This window comes from Sphingomonas sp. PEI4 (assembly GCF_056679955.1).
In genome coordinates this window covers 4,069,467-4,087,651 of record NZ_CM155258.1, presented here as the reverse complement: position 1 = coordinate 4,087,651, position 18,185 = coordinate 4,069,467, and the positions used below count along the sequence as shown (strand labels likewise).

Below are 18,185 nucleotides of genomic sequence, written 5' to 3'. Positions count from 1 at the left end.
GGGATGATCCCTGTTTCAACGTTTGGGTTTTGCGGGTGGCAGTTGCGCGACGAGCGCCTCCACCTCGGGCAAGGAGTGCAGGAAAGCGTCGAGCGCTTGAGTCATGAGCTGTTGCGACGAACGTCTGGTAATCGCGCTCGCCAGCCGGAGCCGCAGATGACGATCCGCATCGAGCCGCAACGTAAACGCCGCCTTCGATCCGTTGGTCGTCGGAGCCGCCTGGCGCCTGATCCGTACGGCGGTCGCCAGCGAAACATCGGCAACGGCGATCGGCTGCGTCTCGATCCCAGCCTTCAACGCTTCGCGCTCGATCAACACGGGCGGCACGGGCGATCCCATGTCGTTCCAGCCCAGATCGTCACCTACGGCGTCCGACGCCCGTTCGTCCTGAGCGCGCATCGCGGGGCGTGCGTCGCCCTTGCGCGCCAGCAGCGAGGACGTGAGCGACGCGGCGGGTTTCGGCTGTACCATTAATTGACGACCCGGCGGCCGAAGCCCCCAACGGCGGGGCGATGCCCGGCGGCGGTCGGTACGGCGAACACGGTGCGGCGGAAGTTCTTTTCCAACCGGTCGCAGACATAGATCCACAACGCCTCGATCTCGGCGGTCGATTTGTTCTTCGGGTCGAGCTCCATGACGGTACGTCCGTCGATCATCGACACCGCGAAGTCGGTGCGCTGGTGTATGATAGTCGGCGCCACCGTACCGTGCTGCGACAGGGCAAGCGTAGCTTCGGCGGTAATGCGCGCCTTCGGCGTCGCGGCGTTGACGACGAAGATCAGCGGCTTGCCGGCCCGCGCGCACATGTCGACGGTGGCACCGACTGCACGCAGATCATGTGGGCTGGGCCGGGTCGGCACGACGATCAGTTCGGCGACCTGGATCACGCTCTGGATCGCCATCGTGATCGCAGGCGGCGTATCGATCATCGCCAGCTTGAAGCCCTGTTGGCGAAGGATTTCCAGATCCGCCGCAAGTTGCGCAACCGTGGTCTGGGCGAAGGCCGGCTTTTCGTCGGTGCGCTCGTTCCACCAGTCGGTCAGCGACCCCTGCGGATCAATGTCGATCAGGACCACGGGCCCGTTTCCCGCACGCTCGGCCTGGACGGCGAGATGACCCGTCAAGGTCGTCTTCCCCGATCCCCCCTTCTGCGATGCGAACGCAAGAACGCGCATAATCGGCCCAACCCCTGTATTCGAGACGGGAGTGCCATGCGGGGGTCTAAGAAGCAGTTAACGCGGCGTCATAATGGGTTCGAACCAAGCGATATTGGTACGAAAATCCGCACAAGCCCCCTTTGCCATGCGCGCCGAACGGCGGCATGGTAGCGACGAGTGGATGTTGAGGTAGAGCGATGACGGTTGGGAAGCTTCTCTTGGGTGCGATCGCGTTGAGTGGCGTGCTCGTCGCCGTTCCCGCGACGGCCGACGTGAAGGCCGGTGTCGAAGCCTGGGGCAAGGGCGATTTCCCGAAAGCGATCAGCGAATGGCGCCCGCTCGCGATCGGCGGGGATGCCGACGCGCAGTTCAATCTCGCCCAGGCGTACAAGCTGGGGCGCGGCGTACCGCTCGATCCGGCGCTCGCCGAGAGCTGGTTCCGAAAGGCGGCGATGCAGGGGCATCAGCAGGCGGAGGACAATTACGGGCTCGCGCTGTTCCAGGCGGGCAAGCAGTCCGACGCGCTGCCGTGGCTGGAGAAGTCGGTCGCGCGCGGCGAACCGCGCACGCAGCTGGTGCTTGGCACGATGCTGTTCAACGGCGACGGCGTCCCACGCGATTTCCCTCGCGCCTATGCGCTGATGACGCGCGCGTCGGCGTCCGGGTTGCAGTCGGCTTCGCAGACGCTGACGCAGATGGACCAGTATATCTCGCCTGCAGACCGTGAGAAGGGCACCGCACTGGCGCAGCAATATGCGTTGCAGGCCAAGCCCGCAGCAGCGCCGCGCTCGACGATAGGACAGACGCCCGTCCCGCCGTCCCGCATCGCCGAAACGCCGCGCCCGACGACGTCGGCGCCAAGTTCGCTGCCCGCCCGCGTTCCGGTCCCGACGCGTGAGCCGGTAGCAAACCCCGTACCGAAGCCCGTGCCGCCGAAGGCCAATGCACCGAAGCCCGCGGTCGCCAAGCCGACGCCTGCCCCAGCGCGTGCGACCGGCAATTGGCGCATCCAGCTTGGCGCCTTCCGCGACCAAGGCAATGCCGAGACGTTGTGGAACAAGGTTCGTGGCAAGCTTCGTGGCGCGCAACCATCCTATCCCAAGGCGGGTAGCGTGACCCGGCTTCAGGCGGGCGGCTTCGCGTCGAAGGCGGACGCGACGCGGGCTTGCTCGGCGGCGGGCGTACCCTGTGTGATCGTCGCGCCCTGAGCGGATGCGGCGGACACTCCTGACGAGGATGTGCGAATGTTCTTCCTGACTTTGGCCCTGTTGTCCGCGCCGTCGATCTGCACCGAGATCAGGCAGCAATGTCGGGCATGCCCTACCGAAGGCAGCGTAAAAGGGTGCTCGACGGCCGGCATCGCCTGCCAGCCGACCCGCCGCATCTGCGAACCCGCCGTCGTTCCGAAGACCGGGGCACGCGCGGTTCGTAGCGCCGGCAAGAGGGCGCGCTGAGCGACGGCCTCCCTTGGACGGCGGACGAACGATCCGGCGTGGGAGGGATCAAATAGCCCAACCGGTCGTTTCGTTTTGACATCGACCGGGAGCTAGATGAATGATTTCGAAGACCTTGGCGCTGGCAGTTGCCGGCGCAACGCTGTTGGCCGCGTGTTCTGGCGAACAGCCTGCGACGACCAATACCGATACGATAACCGAAAACGGCGTGTCCTTGCGTAACCTTGCGGAAACCGACGTGGCCGTGCCCAAACCCGAGCAACTGACGGTCAAGGGCCGGTTGATCCCGACCCCGTCCGACCCGACCTCGCGCCATTTCCTGTTGCGCGAGCGGAAAGCCGTCGGCGGCACGATCATCGCGATCCTGCGGCAGGAGCATGAGGCCAAGGTCGCCTATGCGCGGACCGAGACCGACTGCGCCAACCGTCTTTTCCACGTGCTGGGCGTCGGACCGAACCGCGCGCTGGTCGAGACCAACATCGCGCATGACGGCCCGCTGCGGCCGATCAAGGGCCTGCCGTTGCGTGAGGAACTCGCGACGTATGTTTGCAACGCGAGCGGTACGCCGTTGGCGAAGGGGTAACACAGCGGCGGGCCGTCCACGATCCTCCCCCGCCAGGGGGAGGTGGCTGGCCCTTGCCAGACGGAGGGGGAGGTAGGCGGCCACGTCTGTTTCGTGTCCTCCCCCTCCGTCACCTTCGGCGACACCTCCCCCTGGCGGGGGAGGATCGTGAGAGCGTTTAGTCCAACACCCACTCGCGTTTTGCGATCCCCTGCGCATAGAGAAGCGCCGTCAGATCGCCATGATCCACGCGCGCCGCCGCCGCTGCCGCGACGATCGGCTTGGCGTGATAGGCCACGCCCAGCCCCGCCGCTTCGATCATCGCCAAGTCGTTCGCACCGTCGCCGACTGCCAGCGACTCTTCCACCACGATCCCCCGCTCGGCGATCGCGGCCTGTAGGGTCGTGAGTTTCGTGTTCGAACCGACGATCGGCTTGGTCACCGTCCCCGTCAGCACGCCGCCGTCGATTTCCAGCACGTTGGCGATTGCGCGGTCGAAGCCTATCTCCTTGGCCACAGGCTCAGCAAACCGCGTGAAGCCGCCCGACACCAGTACCGCCAGCGCGCCGCGCGACCGCATCGTCCGTACCAGCGCCTTCGCACCCGGCATGATCGTCACACGCTCGGCGAGACAGCGTTCGATGTCGCTCTTGGCCAGCCCCTTCAGCAGCGCCACGCGCGCATCCAGCGCCGCCTCGAAATCGAGTTCGCCGCGCATCGCGCGTTCGGTGATTTGGGCGATCTGCGGCTTGATCCCGGCGTAATCGGCTAGCTCGTCGATGCATTCGACGGTGATCATCGTTGAATCCATGTCGGCCACCAGTAGCGTCTTGGTGCGCGTAAGGCTCGACTGCACGACTACGTCGGTTGCTGGGAATGCATTTTCGAGCGCGACCCGAGCCGCATCCGGCGCCATCCCGAAGATCAGGTCGGCAGCGGTGCCCTCGTCGATCCACCCGCTGGCACCCGGCGCGCACCCGGCGTCGCGCAGGCGATCCATCGCGGTCGAAATATCGCCCGCGGTCAGCGTGCCCGAGGCTATAAGCGTTGCCGTGAACATAGAACATCTCCCGAAGGTCGCGCTCATTGCAGGGCCGACCGCGAGCGGCAAGTCCGCGCTCGCGCTTGCCATCGCCGCGCGCCACGATGGCGTCGTCATCAACGCCGACTCCGCACAGGTCTATGCGGACCTCCGCATCCTCACCGCGCGGCCCTCGCCGGAGGAAGAAGACAGCGCCCCGCACCGCCTGTTCGGCCACGTCGATGCCGCCGACGCCACCTACTCCGCCGCGCGCTGGGCCGCCGAAGCGACGCAGGCGATCCGGGACACGCTGGCCGAGGGCAGGCTGCCGATTCTGGTCGGCGGCACCGGCCTCTATGTCCGCACCTTGTTGGACGGCATCGCCCCCGTCCCCGCGATCGCCCCGGCTCTCCGCGAAGACGTCCGCGCCCTCCCTGTCGTCGAGGCGCACGCGGCGCTTGCGCACCTCGACCCGCAGGCCGCCGCCAAGCTCAACGCTGCCGACACCGCCCGTGTCGCCCGCGCCCTGGAAGTCGTGCGCGGCACCGGCCGCACGCTCGCCGACTGGCAAAAGGACAAGGTCGGCGGGATCGGCGAGACGATCGACGTCCGCGCGCTGATCCTGATCCCCGACCGCGACTGGCTCAACGCGCGCATCGACCAGCGCTTCGCCGAGATGGCCGACACAAGCCGTGACGAGATCGCCGCGCTGCTTGCTCGCACGGACATCCCTTGGGACGCCCCGATCCGTCGCGCGATCGGCGTCCCCGAGATCGCCGCCCTAGTCCGCGGCGAGACATCGAACCCCGACGCAATCGCCGCCGGATCGCTCGCCACCCGGCGCTACGCTAAGCGCCAATACACCTGGCTCCGACACCAGCCGCCGGCCGCCTGGACCCGCACCGACGCCCTCGATCTCCCGACGCGCCTGCAGCAATTTGAAACTATATTGCTGAAATGATGTTTGACACGCATCTTTTATATCGGTAGCCGGCCCATCCACGAGACGCTAAAGGCAGCGTTCTCGCAAAGGATGATATGAAATGACCGAGAAGAGTGGAGCCGATATCCTGATCGAGGCGCTGTGCGATCTCGGCGTGGAGGTCGTCTTCGGCTATCCGGGTGGTGCCGTGCTGCCGATCTACGACGCGCTGTTTCGCAGCGGCCGGATCAAGCACATTCTGGTGCGCCACGAGCAGGCTGCGACGCATGCCGCGGAAGGCTATGCCCGCTCGACCGGCAAGCCGGGCGTGGTGCTCGTCACTTCCGGCCCCGGCGCGACCAACGCGGTCACCGGCATCACCGACGCGCTGATGGATTCGATCCCGATGGTCGTGATCACCGGCCAGGTGCCGACCGCGCTGATCGGCACCGACGCGTTCCAGGAGGCCGATACCGTCGGCATCACGCGTCATTGCTCGAAGCATAATTACCTCGTGAAGGATCCCGCCAAGCTCGGCGACGTGATCCACGAGGCGTTCCACATCGCTACCTCGGGTCGTCCCGGCCCGGTGGTCGTCGACATTCCCAAGGACGTGCAGGTCGCCACGGCGCGGTACAAGAAGCCGGGCCCGATCCAGCACAAGACCTATCGCCCGCAGGTGAAGGCCGACCAGAGCCAGATCGAGCAGCTCGTCGACATGCTCGCCGCGGCCGAACGCCCGATCCTGTATACCGGTGGCGGCATCATCAACTCCGGTCCAGCCGCGAGCCAGCTGCTGTGCGAACTCGTCCGCATCACCGGCGCGCCGGTGACGTCGACGTTGATGGGTCTCGGGGCGTATCCTGCGTCCGGCCCGCAGTGGCTCGGCATGCTCGGGATGCATGGCACGTACGAGGCCAATATGGCGATGAACCAGGCCGACCTCGTCGTCGCGCTCGGCTCGCGCTTCGACGACCGCGTGACGGGGCGCCTCGACGCGTTCAGCCCGAACTCGCGGAAGGTGCATATCGACATCGATCGCTCGTCTGTGAACAAGACCGTGCGCGTCGACCTCGCGATCATCGCCGATGTCGGCCACGCGCTGGAGGACATGGTCCGGATCTGGAAGAGCCGCCAGCATCCGAAACCCGACACGACCGATTGGCAGCGTCGGATCGCCGGCTGGCGTGCTGTGAAGTGTCTCGATTTCCCCGAGAACGACCCGAACGAGATCATGCCGCAGCGCGCGATTCGGGCGCTGTTCGATGCAACGCACGCGCAATCGCCGATCATCACGACCGAGGTCGGCCAGCACCAGATGTGGGCCGCCCAGCATTTCGGGTTCGAGAAGCCGAACAAGTGGCTGACCAGCGGTGGTCTCGGCACGATGGGCTACGGCCTGCCCGCCGCGATCGGCGCGCAGATGGGCAATCCGAACGCGCTGGTGATCGACATCGCCGGCGAGGCGTCGATCCAGATGAACATCCAGGAGCTGGCGACGGCCTCGCAATACCGGTTACCGGTGAAGATCTTCATCCTCAACAACCAGTATATGGGCATGGTCCGCCAGTGGCAGGAGCTCACCTATGAGAGCCGCTATTCGGAGAGCTATTCGGATTCGCTGCCTGATTTCGTGAAGCTCGGCGAGGCGTATGGCTGGAAGGGTATTCTGATCGAGACGCGCGACCAGCTCGACGGCGGCATCGCGGACATGCTGGCGCATGACGGTCCGGTGATCGTCGATTGCCGCGTATCGCAGCTGACCAACTGCTTCCCGATGATCCCGTCGGGTGCTGCGCATACCGACATGATCCTGCAGGCGAACGAAGTGTCCGGCACGATGGACGACGAAGCGAAGGCACTGGTTTGATGGGGCAGTCACTTCTTCCCCCCTCCCGTGAACGGGAGGGGCCGGGGGTGGGCTCGCGCTCAATCCCGACCGGCATCCCTAGCGGCCATCCGCGCGCCCACCCCCTACCCCCTCCCGCAAGCGGGCGGGGGGGAGACTGAACCATGCACATTTCCCAGGAAAAGGCCGAGCGGCACACGCTCGCCGTCATCGTCGACAACGAACCGGGCATCCTCGCCCGGATCGCCGGCCTGTTCACCGCGCGTGGCTATAATATCGAGAGCCTGACCGTTTCGGAGATCACCGCCGACAAGTCGGTCAGCCGTATCACCATCGTCACTTCGGCGAGCGCGGCGACGATGGAGCAGATCATCGCGCAGCTCGACCGGCTCGTGCCGGTGCACAAGGTCACAGACCTCACCGCACTCGGCGCGCACGTCGAGCGCGAGCTCGCGCTGGTGAAGGTCCGCGGCACCGGCGACCACCGGATCGAAGCCTTGCGCCTTGCCGACGTCTACCGCGCCCGCGTGGTCGACGCGACGACGTCGAGCTTCGTGTTCGAGGTCACCGGCGGGATCGACAAGATCGACAAGTTCGTCGAACTCATGGGTGAAGTCGGCCTCATCGAAGTCGCCCGAACCGGCATCGTCGCGATCGCCCGCGGCAAAGAGCCGGCCTGAATTTCCAGCCAACTTCATCACCCCGCATTGCACCTAAATCCGTCACCCCAGCGAAAGCTGGGGTCTCCCGCGGCTCCTGTCCCGCAAGAGCCGCATGAGATACCAGCTTTCGCTGGCATGACGGGATTGCCGCTGGCGTGGCGGATTTGCGGGCTCCGACGCTTCAAGATTCAATGTTTCCAGAAAGGACCATCCAATGCGTGTCTATTACGATCGCGACGCCGACCTGAACCTCATCACCGACAAGAAGATCGCGATCGTCGGTTACGGCTCACAGGGCCATGCGCACGCGCAGAACCTCCGCGATTCGGGCGTCAAGGACGTCGCGATCGCACTCCGCGAGGGTTCGGCTACCGCCAAGAAGGCGATCGAGGCCGGCTTCGCGGTCAAGTCGAATGCGGAGGCCGCCGCCTGGGCTGACATCGTCATGATCCTCGCCCCCGATGAGCATCAGGCCGCGATTTACGCGAGCGACCTGCACGACAACCTCAAGCAGGGCGCGACGATCGCCTTCGCACACGGCCTCAACGTGCATTTCGGCCTGATCGAGCCCCGCGCCGATCTCGACGTGATCATGATCGCACCCAAGGGCCCCGGCCACACCGTGCGCAGCGAATATGTCCGCGGCGGCGGCGTCCCCTGCCTGATCGCGATCGACCAAGACAAGTCGGGCAACGCGCACGACATCGCGCTCGCCTATGCCAGCGGCGTCGGCGGCGGTCGTTCGGGCATCATCGAGACCAACTTCCGCGAGGAATGCGAAACCGACCTGTTCGGCGAGCAGGCCGTGCTGTGCGGCGGCATCACCCACCTAATCCAGGCCGGGTTCGAGACGCTGGTCGAAGCCGGCTACGCACCCGAAATGGCGTATTTCGAGTGCCTGCACGAGACCAAGCTGATCGTCGACCTGCTGTACGAGGGCGGCATCGCCAACATGCGCTACTCGATCTCGAACACGGCTGAGTATGGCGACATCACGACCGGTCCGCGGATCATCACGTCGGAGACCAAGGCCGAGATGAAGCGCGTGCTGGCCGACATCCAGTCGGGCCGGTTCGTGAAGAACTTCATCCTCGACAACCGTGCGGGGCAGCCTGAGTTGAAGGCGGCAAGGAAGCAGGCGCTGGCGCATCCGATCGAGAAGATTGGGTCGGAGTTGCGTGGGATGATGCCTTGGATCGGAAAGAATGCTTTGGTCGATAAAGCCAAAAACTGACCTCGTCAGTTTTCGCTTTATCGACCGGCCGGCACGACGGAGCCTGCCCATAGGGCACGGCTTCGCCGGGTCCGACGGGCTGGCGTTTCCGCCCGCTCCAGCCATCCCGGCGAAGGCCGGGGCCTAATTGGAGAGGCTGCAGTAACGGAGCGCTGTCTTCCGTTAGCGACGTTCCCCAATTGGGGCCCGGCCTTCGCCGGGGTGGTATTGTGAGGTGGGGGCCGTTCTCTCTCCCTGTTCCCTCGCGAACGCGGGGGGCCAGGGTCTCGCGCGGTGTTCGTGGTTTAGCTGGGCCCCCGCGTCCGCGGGGGAACTGGGTGGAGCGACACCCTCCCAACACCGACCCAATTCCGAAACACAGCGTTGGCATAACGTCATTTGACGCGCTCCCTCCACTCGGCCAGCATCGCGCGTTCAACAGGAGACCCCGCATGCGCCTAGTCCTAGCCACGATCCTCGCCCTCACCGCCGCTCCGGTAATCGCGCAAACCGCTGCCATCCCCGGCGCCCCCGTGAAGGCGCGCGTCACCGCCGGCACCTACGCAGTCGACGCGAACCACACGCAGGTCACGTGGGCCGTCAACCACATGGGCTTCTCGATGCTCGAAGGGCAGCTGGGCGCGTCGGGGGGCAGCATCACGATCGATCCCGCCAAGCCGAACGCGACCAAGGTCGAAGTGAACTTCGCCATCGACCAGCTTTCGGTCACCTCGGCACCGTTCGCGGGCCATCTCAAGTCGAAGGACTTCTTCGACGCGGCGACCTACCCCACCGCCAAGTTCGTGTCGACCAAGGTCGTCGCGACCGGCGACAAGGCGACGATCACCGGCGACCTCACGCTCAAGGGTGTCACCAAGCCGGTCGTGCTCCAGGCGACCTTCGTCGGCGCGGGCGCGAACCCAATGAACAAGAAGCTCAACTTCGGCTTCCGCGCGACGACCTCGATCAAGCGCAGCGACTTCAACATCGGCGCCTACGCCCCGGTGGTGTCTGACAAGGTCGACCTAACCATCAACGCTGCGTTCGCCGCGGAATAATACCAATCGCCCGGGGTCGCCGCCGTAACGGCCCCCGGGCGCCCTTCAACTCCAATCGCTCGAACGACCTCAGATCAGTGCTTCGATGGTGTTCGTCGCCGACTTGATGCGAACACCCTTCACCCAATCGGCGGAGGTATCGGAATAGGACGCGGCGATCGGCGTCACAACCTGCAAGACAATACCCTCCGGCTCGACAGCGACGAAGTCAAACCCTTGGATGCCGTCATCCGGCGGCACGATATATACGTACTTCGACAGCACGGGATCGGTCCATCCCGATGTATTCGTCCGTCCTTTCGCTTCAACCCCGAGAATCGGTGGCCTACTTTTGCTAAGCGTCACCGCGACATCATCGACAGCGTAAATATCGGTTACAGCATGGGCTACGGTACTCATGGCATCTCCTCCTTCTGCTTGATCGAGCCATCGTACCGCGCCAGAGAATTCACGCACTTATAGATCGATCCATAGTGGACGCGAGCGTTCGCCGCCGATAGAAGAAGCGCAATGACGTATGGCCGCCTCCTGCTGCTTCGACTTACGCGCCCTTAGGCGCGCCGATCGTTTGCGCGGTGGCCATGCCCCGTGCCTCGCGCCTAAGGGCTGACCCGAACGCTCCCGACGACACGAGAGACACGAGCCATGCTGCGCGACCCATCGACCAAATACCGTCCCTTCCCGCAAGTCGACCTGCCCGACCGCCAATGGCCGTCGAAGACCATCGTCAAGCCACCCCGCTGGCTCTCGACCGATCTGCGCGACGGCAACCAGGCGCTGATCGACCCGATGGATGCGGAGAAGAAGACGCGGTTCTTCGACCTGCTCTGCAAGGTCGGCCTGAAAGAGATCGAGGTCGGTTTCCCAAGCGCCGGCGCAACCGAATTCGACTTCATCTCGGGGCTGGTGAAGACCGGCCGGATCCCCGACGACGTGTCGATCCAGGTGCTGACCCAGTCGCGCCGCGACCTGATCGAGACCAGCTTCGCCAGCCTCGTCGGCGCGAAGACCGCGATCGTTCACCTGTACAACGCCGTCTCCCCCGCGTGGCGGAAAATCGTGTTCGGCATGGACCGCGCGCAGGTGAAGCAGATCGCGATCGACGGCGCCAAGGTGCTGCGCGACGAAGCTGCCAAGCAACCGAACGTCCGCTGGCAATTCGAATATTCGCCTGAGACGTTCTCGACCGCCGAACTCGATTTCAGTCTCGAGGTTTGCGAAGCCGTGATGGACGTCCTCATGCCGACGCCTGAGAACCCGATCATCTTCAACCTGCCCGCGACCGTCGAGTGCGCGACGCCGAACATCTATGCCGACCAGATCGAATGGTTCGGCCGCCACATCCGCAACCGCCACGCGGTGGCGATCTCGCTCCACACGCACAACGACCGGGGCACCGGAGTCGCGGCGGCGGAACTCGGCATGATGGCGGGTGCGGACCGGGTCGAGGGCTGCCTGCTCGGCAATGGCGAACGCACCGGCAATTGCGATCTCGTCACGCTCGCGCTCAACATGTACACGCAGGGCGTCGATCCGAAACTCGACCTGTCGGACATCGACGGCGTCGTGAACACGGTCAATTATTGCACCAACATCCCCGTCCACCCGCGCACGCCCTATGCCGGCGACCTCGTCTTCACCGCGTTTTCGGGGAGTCATCAGGACGCGATCAAGAAGGGGTTCGCGGCGCAGGAAGCGAAGAACGACACGCTGTGGGAGGTCCCGTATCTACCGATCGACCCCGCCGACTTGGGCCGCAGCTACGAGGCGGTGATCCGCGTCAATTCGCAGTCCGGCAAAGGCGGCGTCGCCTGGGTGATCGAGCAGGACAAGGGGCTGAAGCTGCCCAAGCGCTTGCAGGCGGACTTCAGCCGGCATGTGCAGGCCTATGCCGACGAGACCAGCCGCGAGCTGAACGCGGCGGATATCTGGGGCCTGTTCGAGCGGACGTACATGCCGCAGGCGGACGACCGGGTGGAGTTGCGCGACTATGAGGAAAGCGGCGCCTCGGGGCAGCGCGTGTTCATCGGCCGCGTCGCGATCGACGGCGAGGAGCGGTCAATTTCCGGGCGTGGCAACGGCCTGATCTCGGGCGTGATTGCGGCGCTGACGGAGTCGACCGGGCCGACGTTGGACGTGGTGGATTACAACGAGCATGCGATCGGCCACGGGGCCGATGCGCAGGCCGCGGCCTATGTCGAATGCCGGACGGCCGAGGGCAAGACGGTGTTCGGCGTCGGCATGGACACCGACATCGCCACCGCCTCGGTCCGCGCGGTCCTGAGCGCCGCCAACCGCGCCTGACCTTCCAACGAGCGGCCACCGGCTGAGCCGGTGGCCGCTCCCCTCACGCCAGCTTCGCCACCAACGCCTGCGCCGCCTTTTCCGACGACGCAGGGTTCTGCCCGGTGATCAGCAAGCCGTCCTCGACGACGTACACCCCCCAATCGGCGGTTTTCGAATAGTTGCCGCCCTGCTGTTCGAGCATGTCCTCGACGAGGAACGGCACGATATCGCTGAGCCCGACCGCAGCCTCCTCGCTATTGGTGAAGCCGGTGACCGCCTTGCCCTTGACGAGCGGCGTGCCATCGGCGGCCTTCACATCGCGCAGCACGCCGGGTGCGTGACAGACCAGCGCGACGGGCTTGCCTGCGCCGATCGCGTTCTGGATCAGCGCGATCGAGGCCGGATCGTTGGCGAGATCCCAGAGCGGCCCGTGCCCGCCCGGATAGAATACCGCGTCATAGTCGGCAATCCGCATATCGGACAGTACGCGCGTGTCGGCGAGCGCGGCGGTTGCCTCGGCATCCGCCTCGAACCGCCGCGTCGCGTCGGTCTGTGCATCGGGCCTGGCGCTGCTCGGATCGAGCGGCGGCTGGCCACCGGCGGGCGATGCCAGCGTGATTTCGACACCGGCATCCTTGAAGACATAATAGGGTGCGGCGAGTTCTTCGAGCCAGAAGCCGGTCTTGCGGCCGGTATCGCCGAGGTCGGCGTGCGAGGTGAGGACGACGAGAATTTTCAACATGGGTCTCCGGATCGATGTTCTAGGGGAGAGAACGATCCGGCTCTAGAATCGGCGCCTTACGCGGGGGAAACGAAATGCGCCCGATCGTGGGACTAATTGTCCGATGAGGTCGGCAGCTCCCGCACGATGCGGCAACCGATCGCGGCGTCCGGGTAGACGTCGGTCTTCATCGTCTCGATCTCGACCCGCCGCACCCGCGCGTCACCCAGGCACAATGCAGCGATCGCCTCGCACAGCGTTTCCTGCAACGCGAACGGGCGCTCCGCTACCATCGCGAGGATTCCGGTGCGTACGAAATCGTAATCGAGCACGTCCTCAATCGCATCCTCGCCGAGCGGCCCCGGATACACCACCGTCATCTCGACCGAGACGACCACGCGTTGCGGCGCCACCTCGTGCGGGTGGATGCCGAGCCGCATCATGACCTCGAGCCCGTCGAGGATCGTCGTGAATTCAGCCATGTCGTCCCCCAGGGTCCCGATCGAACATCACGTCGCCGTCGCGGCGCAGAAACCGCTGCCCGCAATCCACGAAGAGGTTCTGGCTCGTCACGCCCTTCGCAGTCAGCAGCCATGCCACCGCGTCTGCAACAGCCTCTGCACCGACTGGTCGCCGGAGCAGATTATCGCTCGCCACGGCGGCGAACTCCTCGTCACTTTGGTCCCCGCTCGGCAGCGTCAGCCCCGGCGACACCGCATTGACCGCGATGCGCGGGCCGAGTGCTTGCGCCAGCATCGCCGTTGCCCCGTCCAGCGCGATCTTTCCGCAGGTGTACGAGAAGAAATCGGGGTTGAGGTTCGCCACCTTCTGGTCGAGCAGGTTCACCACCGCACCGTCCGTGACATCGTCTTGCGACGCGAGCGCAGAGGCGAGCAGCACCGGCGCGCCGCAATTGATCGCGCTGAGTTCAGTGAACAGCACCGGGCTGACAGTCGGCGGTCGATCGAACTCGAACTTCGAGGCGCAGTTCACCAGGGCGTCGATCGGCCCGCCGATCGCTGATCGTGCGGCTGCGAACAGGTCGCCGATCGTGCCGAGATCGCTCAGGTCCCCAGCAACAGCCACGGCACGCCCACCCTTATCGACGATCTCCGCCACGAGCGCCGCCGCCTCGTCCGGCGAATGTCCCTGATGCACGACCACGGCATGGCCGTCCGCCGCCAGCCGCCGGACGATCGCTGCACCCAGCCGCTTTGCTCCGCCCGTAACAAGGACGGCCCTGCTCGAACCCGATCGCATCAGACGCCGCGGCCGATCAACGCCAGCACTTCCTTGCGGCTGCGTTCGTCGTCGCGGAACACGCCCATCATCCGGCTGGTGACCATCGTCACGCCAGGCGTGCGCACGCCGCGCGCCGTCATGCAGGCATGGCTCGCCTCGATCACCACCGCGACGCCCTGCGGCTTGAGGTTATCCCAGATGCAGTCCGCGACCTCGGCGGTCAGCCGTTCCTGCACCTGTAATCGCCGTGCGAACCCGTGCAGCACGCGCGCGAGCTTCGAGATGCCGACGACGTGATCGCGCGGCAGGTACGCGATGTGCGCCTTGCCGATGATCGGCGCCATGTGATGCTCGCAGTGGGACTGGAACGGGATGTCCTTCAGCAGGACGATCTCGTCATAGCCGCCGACTTCCTCGAACACGCGTTCGAGATGCTTGGCGGGATCGTCGCCATAGCCCGCACAATATTCCTTCCACGCCCGCGCGACTCGCCACGGCGTATCGATCAGGCCTTCGCGTGTCGGATCGTCGCCCGACCAGCGGATCAGGGTCCTGATCGCCTCGGCGACGTGCGGCGGCACCACGACCTTGCCGTCTTCGTCGATCAGATCGCCGCTATCCAGGGCAGCGTCAACCGACATGGTAGACTGCCGTAGCGTCACGCGCGACTTCCGTAACATGAGTTCGAATTTGCAACTGGTTCATCTTGCGTTCCTGCTGGATTAGTCACCGTTTTGCCTAAGAAATAAGCGTTGACGACTTAGTTTTTTGATCGCTTATTGAGCATACCTGATAATCGAAACTGTGAGCGGCAAAGACCGACGCGGTTCAGGGAGAGGATAGATCATGGCAAAGTTCGAACTGCTCGCCGCATCGGCGATGATACTCCTGCCTGTTGTTCCGGCAGTTGCCCAGACCGCCACTACCAGTTCCGCGCAAAATACCGCCCCGACGAACGGTCCGGGCCAGGAGGCTGTCTCCCAGCAACGAGCGGCCGATCCGTACGGCGCGGACGATATCGTCATCACCGCGCAACGCCAATCGCAGCGTTTGCAGGATGTTCCGATTGCTGTGAGCGCCTTTACCGCTGAAAACCTTGAAAGGCAGCAGATCGTCAACCCGATCGCGCTCCAGCAGACCTTGCCGAACGTGACGTTCACCAAGACGAACTTCACCTCGTCGAGCTTCACGATCCGCGGCATCGGCGATCTCTGCGTCGGCGCATCGTGCGACAGCGCAACCGCGATCCACGTCAACGACATGCCGCTGGTATCGACGCGGCTGTTCGAGTCCGAATTCTACGATCTCGAACGCGTCGAGGTGCTGCGCGGACCACAAGGCACGTTGTTCGGCCGCAACGCGACCGCGGGCGTCGTCAATTTCATCACCGCCAAGCCCGATCTCTCGGGGAGCCATGCCGCCGGTGAGTTCGAATATGGCAATTACGATTCCAAACGCGTGAAGGGCATGTTCAACCTGCCGATCACCGAAACGATCGGCATCCGCGTCGCCGGCCAGTATCTGAAACGCGACGGCTATACCAAGAACCTGTTCGACGGCGGCCGGATCGACGACCGCGATCTCTATTCGGTCCGCGGCACCTTGTCGTGGGAGCCGGACAGCGACACGCGCGTCGACCTGATCGGCTATTATTTCCACGAACGCGACAATCGCTCGCGCATCCAGAAGCAGCTGTGCCACCGCGATCCGACCGGCGTACTGGGCTGCCTTCCCGACCGGCTCGATTACGGCACGACCAATGGCAACTCCACGCTTGCCGCCGCCTATTCGTCGAGCGAGTTCTACCGCTTCGCGCTGGGCGCGGCATTCGCCCCCTATGCGCTGCAGAGCCTGTACGGGCGCGACACCTACACCGGGGTCGTCAATCCGACCGACGTCCGCACCGTCAACATCGATTACAAGCCCACCTATTTCAGCGACGAAGAGCAATACACCGCGAAGATCTTCCACGATTTCGGACCGGTTTCGTTCAACTTTACCGGTGGTTATGCGCGGAACTCGGTGGATTCTACCAACGACTATAATCTCGCGGTGGAAAACCCGCTCGGCGCCAATGTCGGCGCACTTACGTTGATCGGCGCCTCCAAGCTTCCCGGCGCGGCGTTTCCCGGTGGCATCAACCCGTTCACCAACGCGGTTGCCACGCTGTTTCCGAACGGCAACACCGGCACGATCTGCCAATCGGCACCCGGCCCCGATCTCGGCGTGTTCAGCGGCAGCAGCCTGTGTGGGCCGAGCAGCCAGGACGTCGATCGCTCGAACGCCCGATCGCGGCAATTCTCGGCCGAGGCGCATATCGACAGCCGCTTCGACGGAATGTTCAACTTCCTGATCGGCGGCATCTATCTCGACCAGAAGATCCGCGACAACAGCTACTACGTGACCGCCTTCCCGCTCGATTACGGCGCCGCGGTCATCGGCGCCGCCAACGTGCTCGGCGCGCGCGTGGCCGGCGCGGCGTTGCCCAACGCGTTCGGCTCGACGCCGTTTTATCGCAGCTTTACGGATTCGGTGCACCTCAAGTCGTACGGACTCTTCGGCGAGACCTATTTCGACTTCACCGACAAGCTGAAGCTGACGCTCGGCCTGCGCTACAATCACGACGAGAAGGAAGTCCGGGCGCGCACCTCGTTCATCTTCGACAACAAGACCCGGACGCTCGTCGGTGCGGGCGGTGCTCCCGTGCGCGATGCGGAGGGCAATTCGATCGTCGTGTCTGCGGTCTCGACCGCACTCAGCCCCTACGGCACCAACGCGCTCGAGAACGCGATCAACTATGCCTCGCTCGATTATGACCCGTTCACCGCGGGTAACCAGCCGTTCGGCGTCGCCAACGTCTCGTTCGGTCGACTGACCGGCCGCGCGGTGCTCGAATACAAGATCAAGCCCGACAACCTCGTCTACGCCTCCTATTCGCGCGGTTATAAATCGGGCGGCATAAACCCGCCATTGTCGCCGGTGTTCGCGGTCGATCAGGCGTTCAGGCCCGAATCCGTCGACTCGTTCGAGATCGGCTCGAAGAACAGCTTCCTGAACCGGACTTTGCAACTCAATCTCACCGGCTTCTATTACAAGTACAAGCAGCTTCAGCTGAGCCGGATCGTCGCGCGCACCGCGGTCAACGACAACATCGACGCCGATATCTACGGCGTCGAGGCGGAGGCGATCATGCGGCCTTCGCCCAAGTTCACCGTCAACATGAACTTCAGCTATCTGAAGTCGAAGGTGACGCAGGACAAGTTCATCGGCAATCCGCAGGATCCGTCGGGCGGGCGGGCCGATGCGGTGATCATCAAGGACATCACCAACGCGTCGAATTGCGCGGTGCGGCCGACCACGCCGGGCAATGCGGCGGGCGTCAACGCGTTCGTCGGTGCTGTGAACTCCGCGCTCGGGCTGCGGCCACCGACGCGGTTGCTGCCGAACGGAACGACCGGTGCGTATTCGGTGTGCGACGCGCTCGCCGCCGCGACGGCTGGTGCGCTGGCGAACTACAACCCGGCGCTGGCTGCGTTGCAGGCGCCGCTCAACGCCGGGTTCGGGACGAATGCGAACGGCGCCCTGCCATTCGTGGTCGATCGCAGCGGCGTGCTGGTCAACATCCGCGGCAACGAACTGCCGCAGGCGCCGCGCTACAAATTCTCGGCGGGCGCGCAATATGTCGCGGACATCGGCGACTTCACGATCGTCCCGCGCGTCGATCTGGCGTATACCGGCGGCTTCTCGGCGAGCATCTTCAACGAGAACATCAACCGCGTTCAGGGCTATGAAGTGGTCAACGCGCAGATCCAGCTCAACGGGCCGAACGAGCGCTATTACGTCCGCGGCTTCGTCCAGAACCTGACGAGCAACGACGCGATTACCGGCCAGTATGTGACGGATCAGTCGTCGGGGTTGTTCACCAACGTCTTCACGGTCGAACCACGGCGGTATGGCGTGGCGGCTGGGTTCAAGTTCTGAGGGTGCGGGCGCCGCGATCGGGAGTGGGTCTCGTTCGTGGCGCGCGTCGTTCGCTAC

The 18,185-nt window shown here is 64.7% G+C and carries 18 protein-coding genes; 10 read left to right on the top strand and 8 right to left on the bottom strand.

Going from position 1 to position 18,185, the window contains the following annotated elements; genetic code table 11:
- Window positions 1-15: 15 nt before the first annotated feature.
- Both AC1MLZ_RS18880 and AC1MLZ_RS18875 read right to left on the bottom strand, forming a co-directional pair.
- Window positions 16-471: a hypothetical protein gene (locus AC1MLZ_RS18880; RefSeq protein WP_480959835.1), complete on the bottom strand. Its 456-nt coding sequence runs from the start codon at window positions 469-471 to the stop codon at window positions 16-18.
- Complete coding sequence (locus tag AC1MLZ_RS18875; protein ID WP_480959834.1) at window positions 471-1,175, bottom strand: AAA family ATPase; 705 nt, start codon at window positions 1,173-1,175, stop codon at window positions 471-473. Before AC1MLZ_RS18875 ends, AC1MLZ_RS18880 begins: the two co-directional genes overlap by 1 nt.
- Window positions 1,176-1,354: 179 nt before the next feature.
- Here AC1MLZ_RS18875 and AC1MLZ_RS18870 point away from each other — a divergent pair, with 179 nt between their 5' ends.
- The 3 genes from AC1MLZ_RS18870 (at window position 1,355) to AC1MLZ_RS18860 (ending at window position 3,194) form a co-directional block, all read left to right on the top strand.
- Window positions 1,355-2,365 carry an SPOR domain-containing protein gene (locus AC1MLZ_RS18870; protein WP_480959833.1) on the top strand — a complete coding sequence of 337 codons (1,011 nt, stop codon included), beginning with the start codon at window positions 1,355-1,357 and terminating at the stop codon, window positions 2,363-2,365.
- Between the two features lie 36 nt (window positions 2,366-2,401).
- Complete coding sequence (locus AC1MLZ_RS18865) at window positions 2,402-2,611, top strand: hypothetical protein (RefSeq protein ID WP_480959832.1); 210 nt, start codon at window positions 2,402-2,404, stop codon at window positions 2,609-2,611.
- 100 nt (window positions 2,612-2,711) lie between these two features.
- Window positions 2,712-3,194 carry a hypothetical protein gene (locus tag AC1MLZ_RS18860; protein ID WP_480959831.1) on the top strand — a complete coding sequence of 161 codons (483 nt, stop codon included), beginning with the start codon at window positions 2,712-2,714 and terminating at the stop codon, window positions 3,192-3,194.
- Between the two features lie 157 nt (window positions 3,195-3,351).
- Here AC1MLZ_RS18860 and serB read toward each other — a convergent pair whose 3' ends face one another.
- Window positions 3,352-4,233 (bottom strand): phosphoserine phosphatase SerB, encoded by an 882-nt coding sequence (gene serB, locus AC1MLZ_RS18855; RefSeq protein ID WP_480959830.1) that lies wholly within the window; start codon window positions 4,231-4,233, stop codon window positions 3,352-3,354.
- Between serB and miaA the strand changes: the two genes are divergently transcribed.
- The 5 genes from miaA (at window position 4,226) to AC1MLZ_RS18830 (ending at window position 9,898) form a co-directional block, all read left to right on the top strand.
- Window positions 4,226-5,155 carry a tRNA (adenosine(37)-N6)-dimethylallyltransferase MiaA gene (gene miaA / locus AC1MLZ_RS18850; RefSeq protein ID WP_480959829.1) on the top strand — a complete coding sequence of 310 codons (930 nt, stop codon included), beginning with the start codon at window positions 4,226-4,228 and terminating at the stop codon, window positions 5,153-5,155. The genes serB and miaA overlap by 8 nt on opposite strands.
- A gap of 82 nt (window positions 5,156-5,237) precedes the next feature.
- Window positions 5,238-6,986 (top strand): acetolactate synthase 3 large subunit, encoded by a 1,749-nt coding sequence (locus AC1MLZ_RS18845; protein WP_480959828.1) that lies wholly within the window; start codon window positions 5,238-5,240, stop codon window positions 6,984-6,986.
- A gap of 143 nt (window positions 6,987-7,129) precedes the next feature.
- Window positions 7,130-7,645, top strand: a complete 516-nt coding sequence (gene ilvN, locus AC1MLZ_RS18840; RefSeq protein ID WP_480959827.1) for an acetolactate synthase small subunit — start codon at window positions 7,130-7,132, stop codon at window positions 7,643-7,645.
- Window positions 7,646-7,841: 196 nt separating this feature from the next.
- Window positions 7,842-8,861, top strand: coding sequence for a ketol-acid reductoisomerase (gene ilvC / locus AC1MLZ_RS18835; protein ID WP_480959826.1), 1,020 nt, complete (start codon window positions 7,842-7,844; stop codon window positions 8,859-8,861).
- Between the two features lie 431 nt (window positions 8,862-9,292).
- Window positions 9,293-9,898, top strand: a complete 606-nt coding sequence (locus AC1MLZ_RS18830; protein WP_480959825.1) for a YceI family protein — start codon at window positions 9,293-9,295, stop codon at window positions 9,896-9,898.
- Window positions 9,899-9,967: 69 nt separating this feature from the next.
- Here AC1MLZ_RS18830 and AC1MLZ_RS18825 read toward each other — a convergent pair whose 3' ends face one another.
- Window positions 9,968-10,297 carry a hypothetical protein gene (locus AC1MLZ_RS18825; RefSeq protein WP_480959824.1) on the bottom strand — a complete coding sequence of 110 codons (330 nt, stop codon included), beginning with the start codon at window positions 10,295-10,297 and terminating at the stop codon, window positions 9,968-9,970.
- 246 nt (window positions 10,298-10,543) lie between these two features.
- Here AC1MLZ_RS18825 and leuA point away from each other — a divergent pair, with 246 nt between their 5' ends.
- Window positions 10,544-12,202, top strand: a complete 1,659-nt coding sequence (leuA, locus tag AC1MLZ_RS18820; protein WP_480959823.1) for a 2-isopropylmalate synthase — start codon at window positions 10,544-10,546, stop codon at window positions 12,200-12,202.
- A gap of 43 nt (window positions 12,203-12,245) precedes the next feature.
- On the opposite strand, the gene AC1MLZ_RS18815 is transcribed toward leuA, so the two are convergent.
- From AC1MLZ_RS18815 to folE, 4 genes are all read right to left on the bottom strand, one after another.
- Window positions 12,246-12,923: a type 1 glutamine amidotransferase domain-containing protein gene (locus tag AC1MLZ_RS18815; RefSeq protein WP_480961610.1), complete on the bottom strand. Its 678-nt coding sequence runs from the start codon at window positions 12,921-12,923 to the stop codon at window positions 12,246-12,248.
- 95 nt (window positions 12,924-13,018) lie between these two features.
- On the bottom strand, window positions 13,019-13,387 hold the full coding sequence (locus AC1MLZ_RS18810) for a dihydroneopterin aldolase (protein ID WP_480959822.1): 369 nt from the start codon (window positions 13,385-13,387) through the stop codon (window positions 13,019-13,021).
- Window positions 13,380-14,165, bottom strand: coding sequence for an SDR family NAD(P)-dependent oxidoreductase (locus AC1MLZ_RS18805; RefSeq protein WP_480959821.1), 786 nt, complete (start codon window positions 14,163-14,165; stop codon window positions 13,380-13,382). Before AC1MLZ_RS18805 ends, AC1MLZ_RS18810 begins: the two co-directional genes overlap by 8 nt.
- Window positions 14,165-14,788 carry a GTP cyclohydrolase I FolE gene (gene folE / locus AC1MLZ_RS18800; protein ID WP_480959820.1) on the bottom strand — a complete coding sequence of 208 codons (624 nt, stop codon included), beginning with the start codon at window positions 14,786-14,788 and terminating at the stop codon, window positions 14,165-14,167. Before folE ends, AC1MLZ_RS18805 begins: the two co-directional genes overlap by 1 nt.
- Window positions 14,789-14,993: 205 nt before the next feature.
- Between folE and AC1MLZ_RS18795 the strand changes: the two genes are divergently transcribed.
- A complete protein-coding gene (locus tag AC1MLZ_RS18795) occupies window positions 14,994-18,128 on the top strand; it encodes a TonB-dependent receptor (RefSeq protein WP_480959819.1) in 3,135 nt (1,044 codons plus the stop codon).
- Window positions 18,129-18,185: the final 57 nt, after the last annotated feature.

Coding starts and splice junctions, on each gene's coding strand:
- AC1MLZ_RS18880 (WP_480959835.1), bottom strand. CDS start 471: ATGGTACAGCCGAAACCCGCCGCGTCGCTCACGTCCTCGCTGCTGGCG.
- AC1MLZ_RS18875 (WP_480959834.1), bottom strand. CDS start 1,175: ATGCGCGTTCTTGCGTTCGCATCGCAGAAGGGGGGATCGGGGAAGACG.
- AC1MLZ_RS18870 (WP_480959833.1), top strand. CDS start 1,355: ATGACGGTTGGGAAGCTTCTCTTGGGTGCGATCGCGTTGAGTGGCGTG.
- AC1MLZ_RS18865 (WP_480959832.1), top strand. CDS start 2,402: ATGTTCTTCCTGACTTTGGCCCTGTTGTCCGCGCCGTCGATCTGCACC.
- AC1MLZ_RS18860 (WP_480959831.1), top strand. CDS start 2,712: ATGATTTCGAAGACCTTGGCGCTGGCAGTTGCCGGCGCAACGCTGTTG.
- serB (WP_480959830.1), bottom strand. CDS start 4,233: ATGTTCACGGCAACGCTTATAGCCTCGGGCACGCTGACCGCGGGCGAT.
- AC1MLZ_RS18845 (WP_480959828.1), top strand. CDS start 5,238: ATGACCGAGAAGAGTGGAGCCGATATCCTGATCGAGGCGCTGTGCGAT.
- ilvN (WP_480959827.1), top strand. CDS start 7,130: ATGCACATTTCCCAGGAAAAGGCCGAGCGGCACACGCTCGCCGTCATC.
- ilvC (WP_480959826.1), top strand. CDS start 7,842: ATGCGTGTCTATTACGATCGCGACGCCGACCTGAACCTCATCACCGAC.
- AC1MLZ_RS18830 (WP_480959825.1), top strand. CDS start 9,293: ATGCGCCTAGTCCTAGCCACGATCCTCGCCCTCACCGCCGCTCCGGTA.
- AC1MLZ_RS18825 (WP_480959824.1), bottom strand. CDS start 10,297: ATGAGTACCGTAGCCCATGCTGTAACCGATATTTACGCTGTCGATGAT.
- leuA (WP_480959823.1), top strand. CDS start 10,544: ATGCTGCGCGACCCATCGACCAAATACCGTCCCTTCCCGCAAGTCGAC.
- AC1MLZ_RS18810 (WP_480959822.1), bottom strand. CDS start 13,387: ATGGCTGAATTCACGACGATCCTCGACGGGCTCGAGGTCATGATGCGG.
- AC1MLZ_RS18805 (WP_480959821.1), bottom strand. CDS start 14,165: ATGCGATCGGGTTCGAGCAGGGCCGTCCTTGTTACGGGCGGAGCAAAG.
- folE (WP_480959820.1), bottom strand. CDS start 14,788: ATGTCGGTTGACGCTGCCCTGGATAGCGGCGATCTGATCGACGAAGAC.
- AC1MLZ_RS18795 (WP_480959819.1), top strand. CDS start 14,994: ATGGCAAAGTTCGAACTGCTCGCCGCATCGGCGATGATACTCCTGCCT.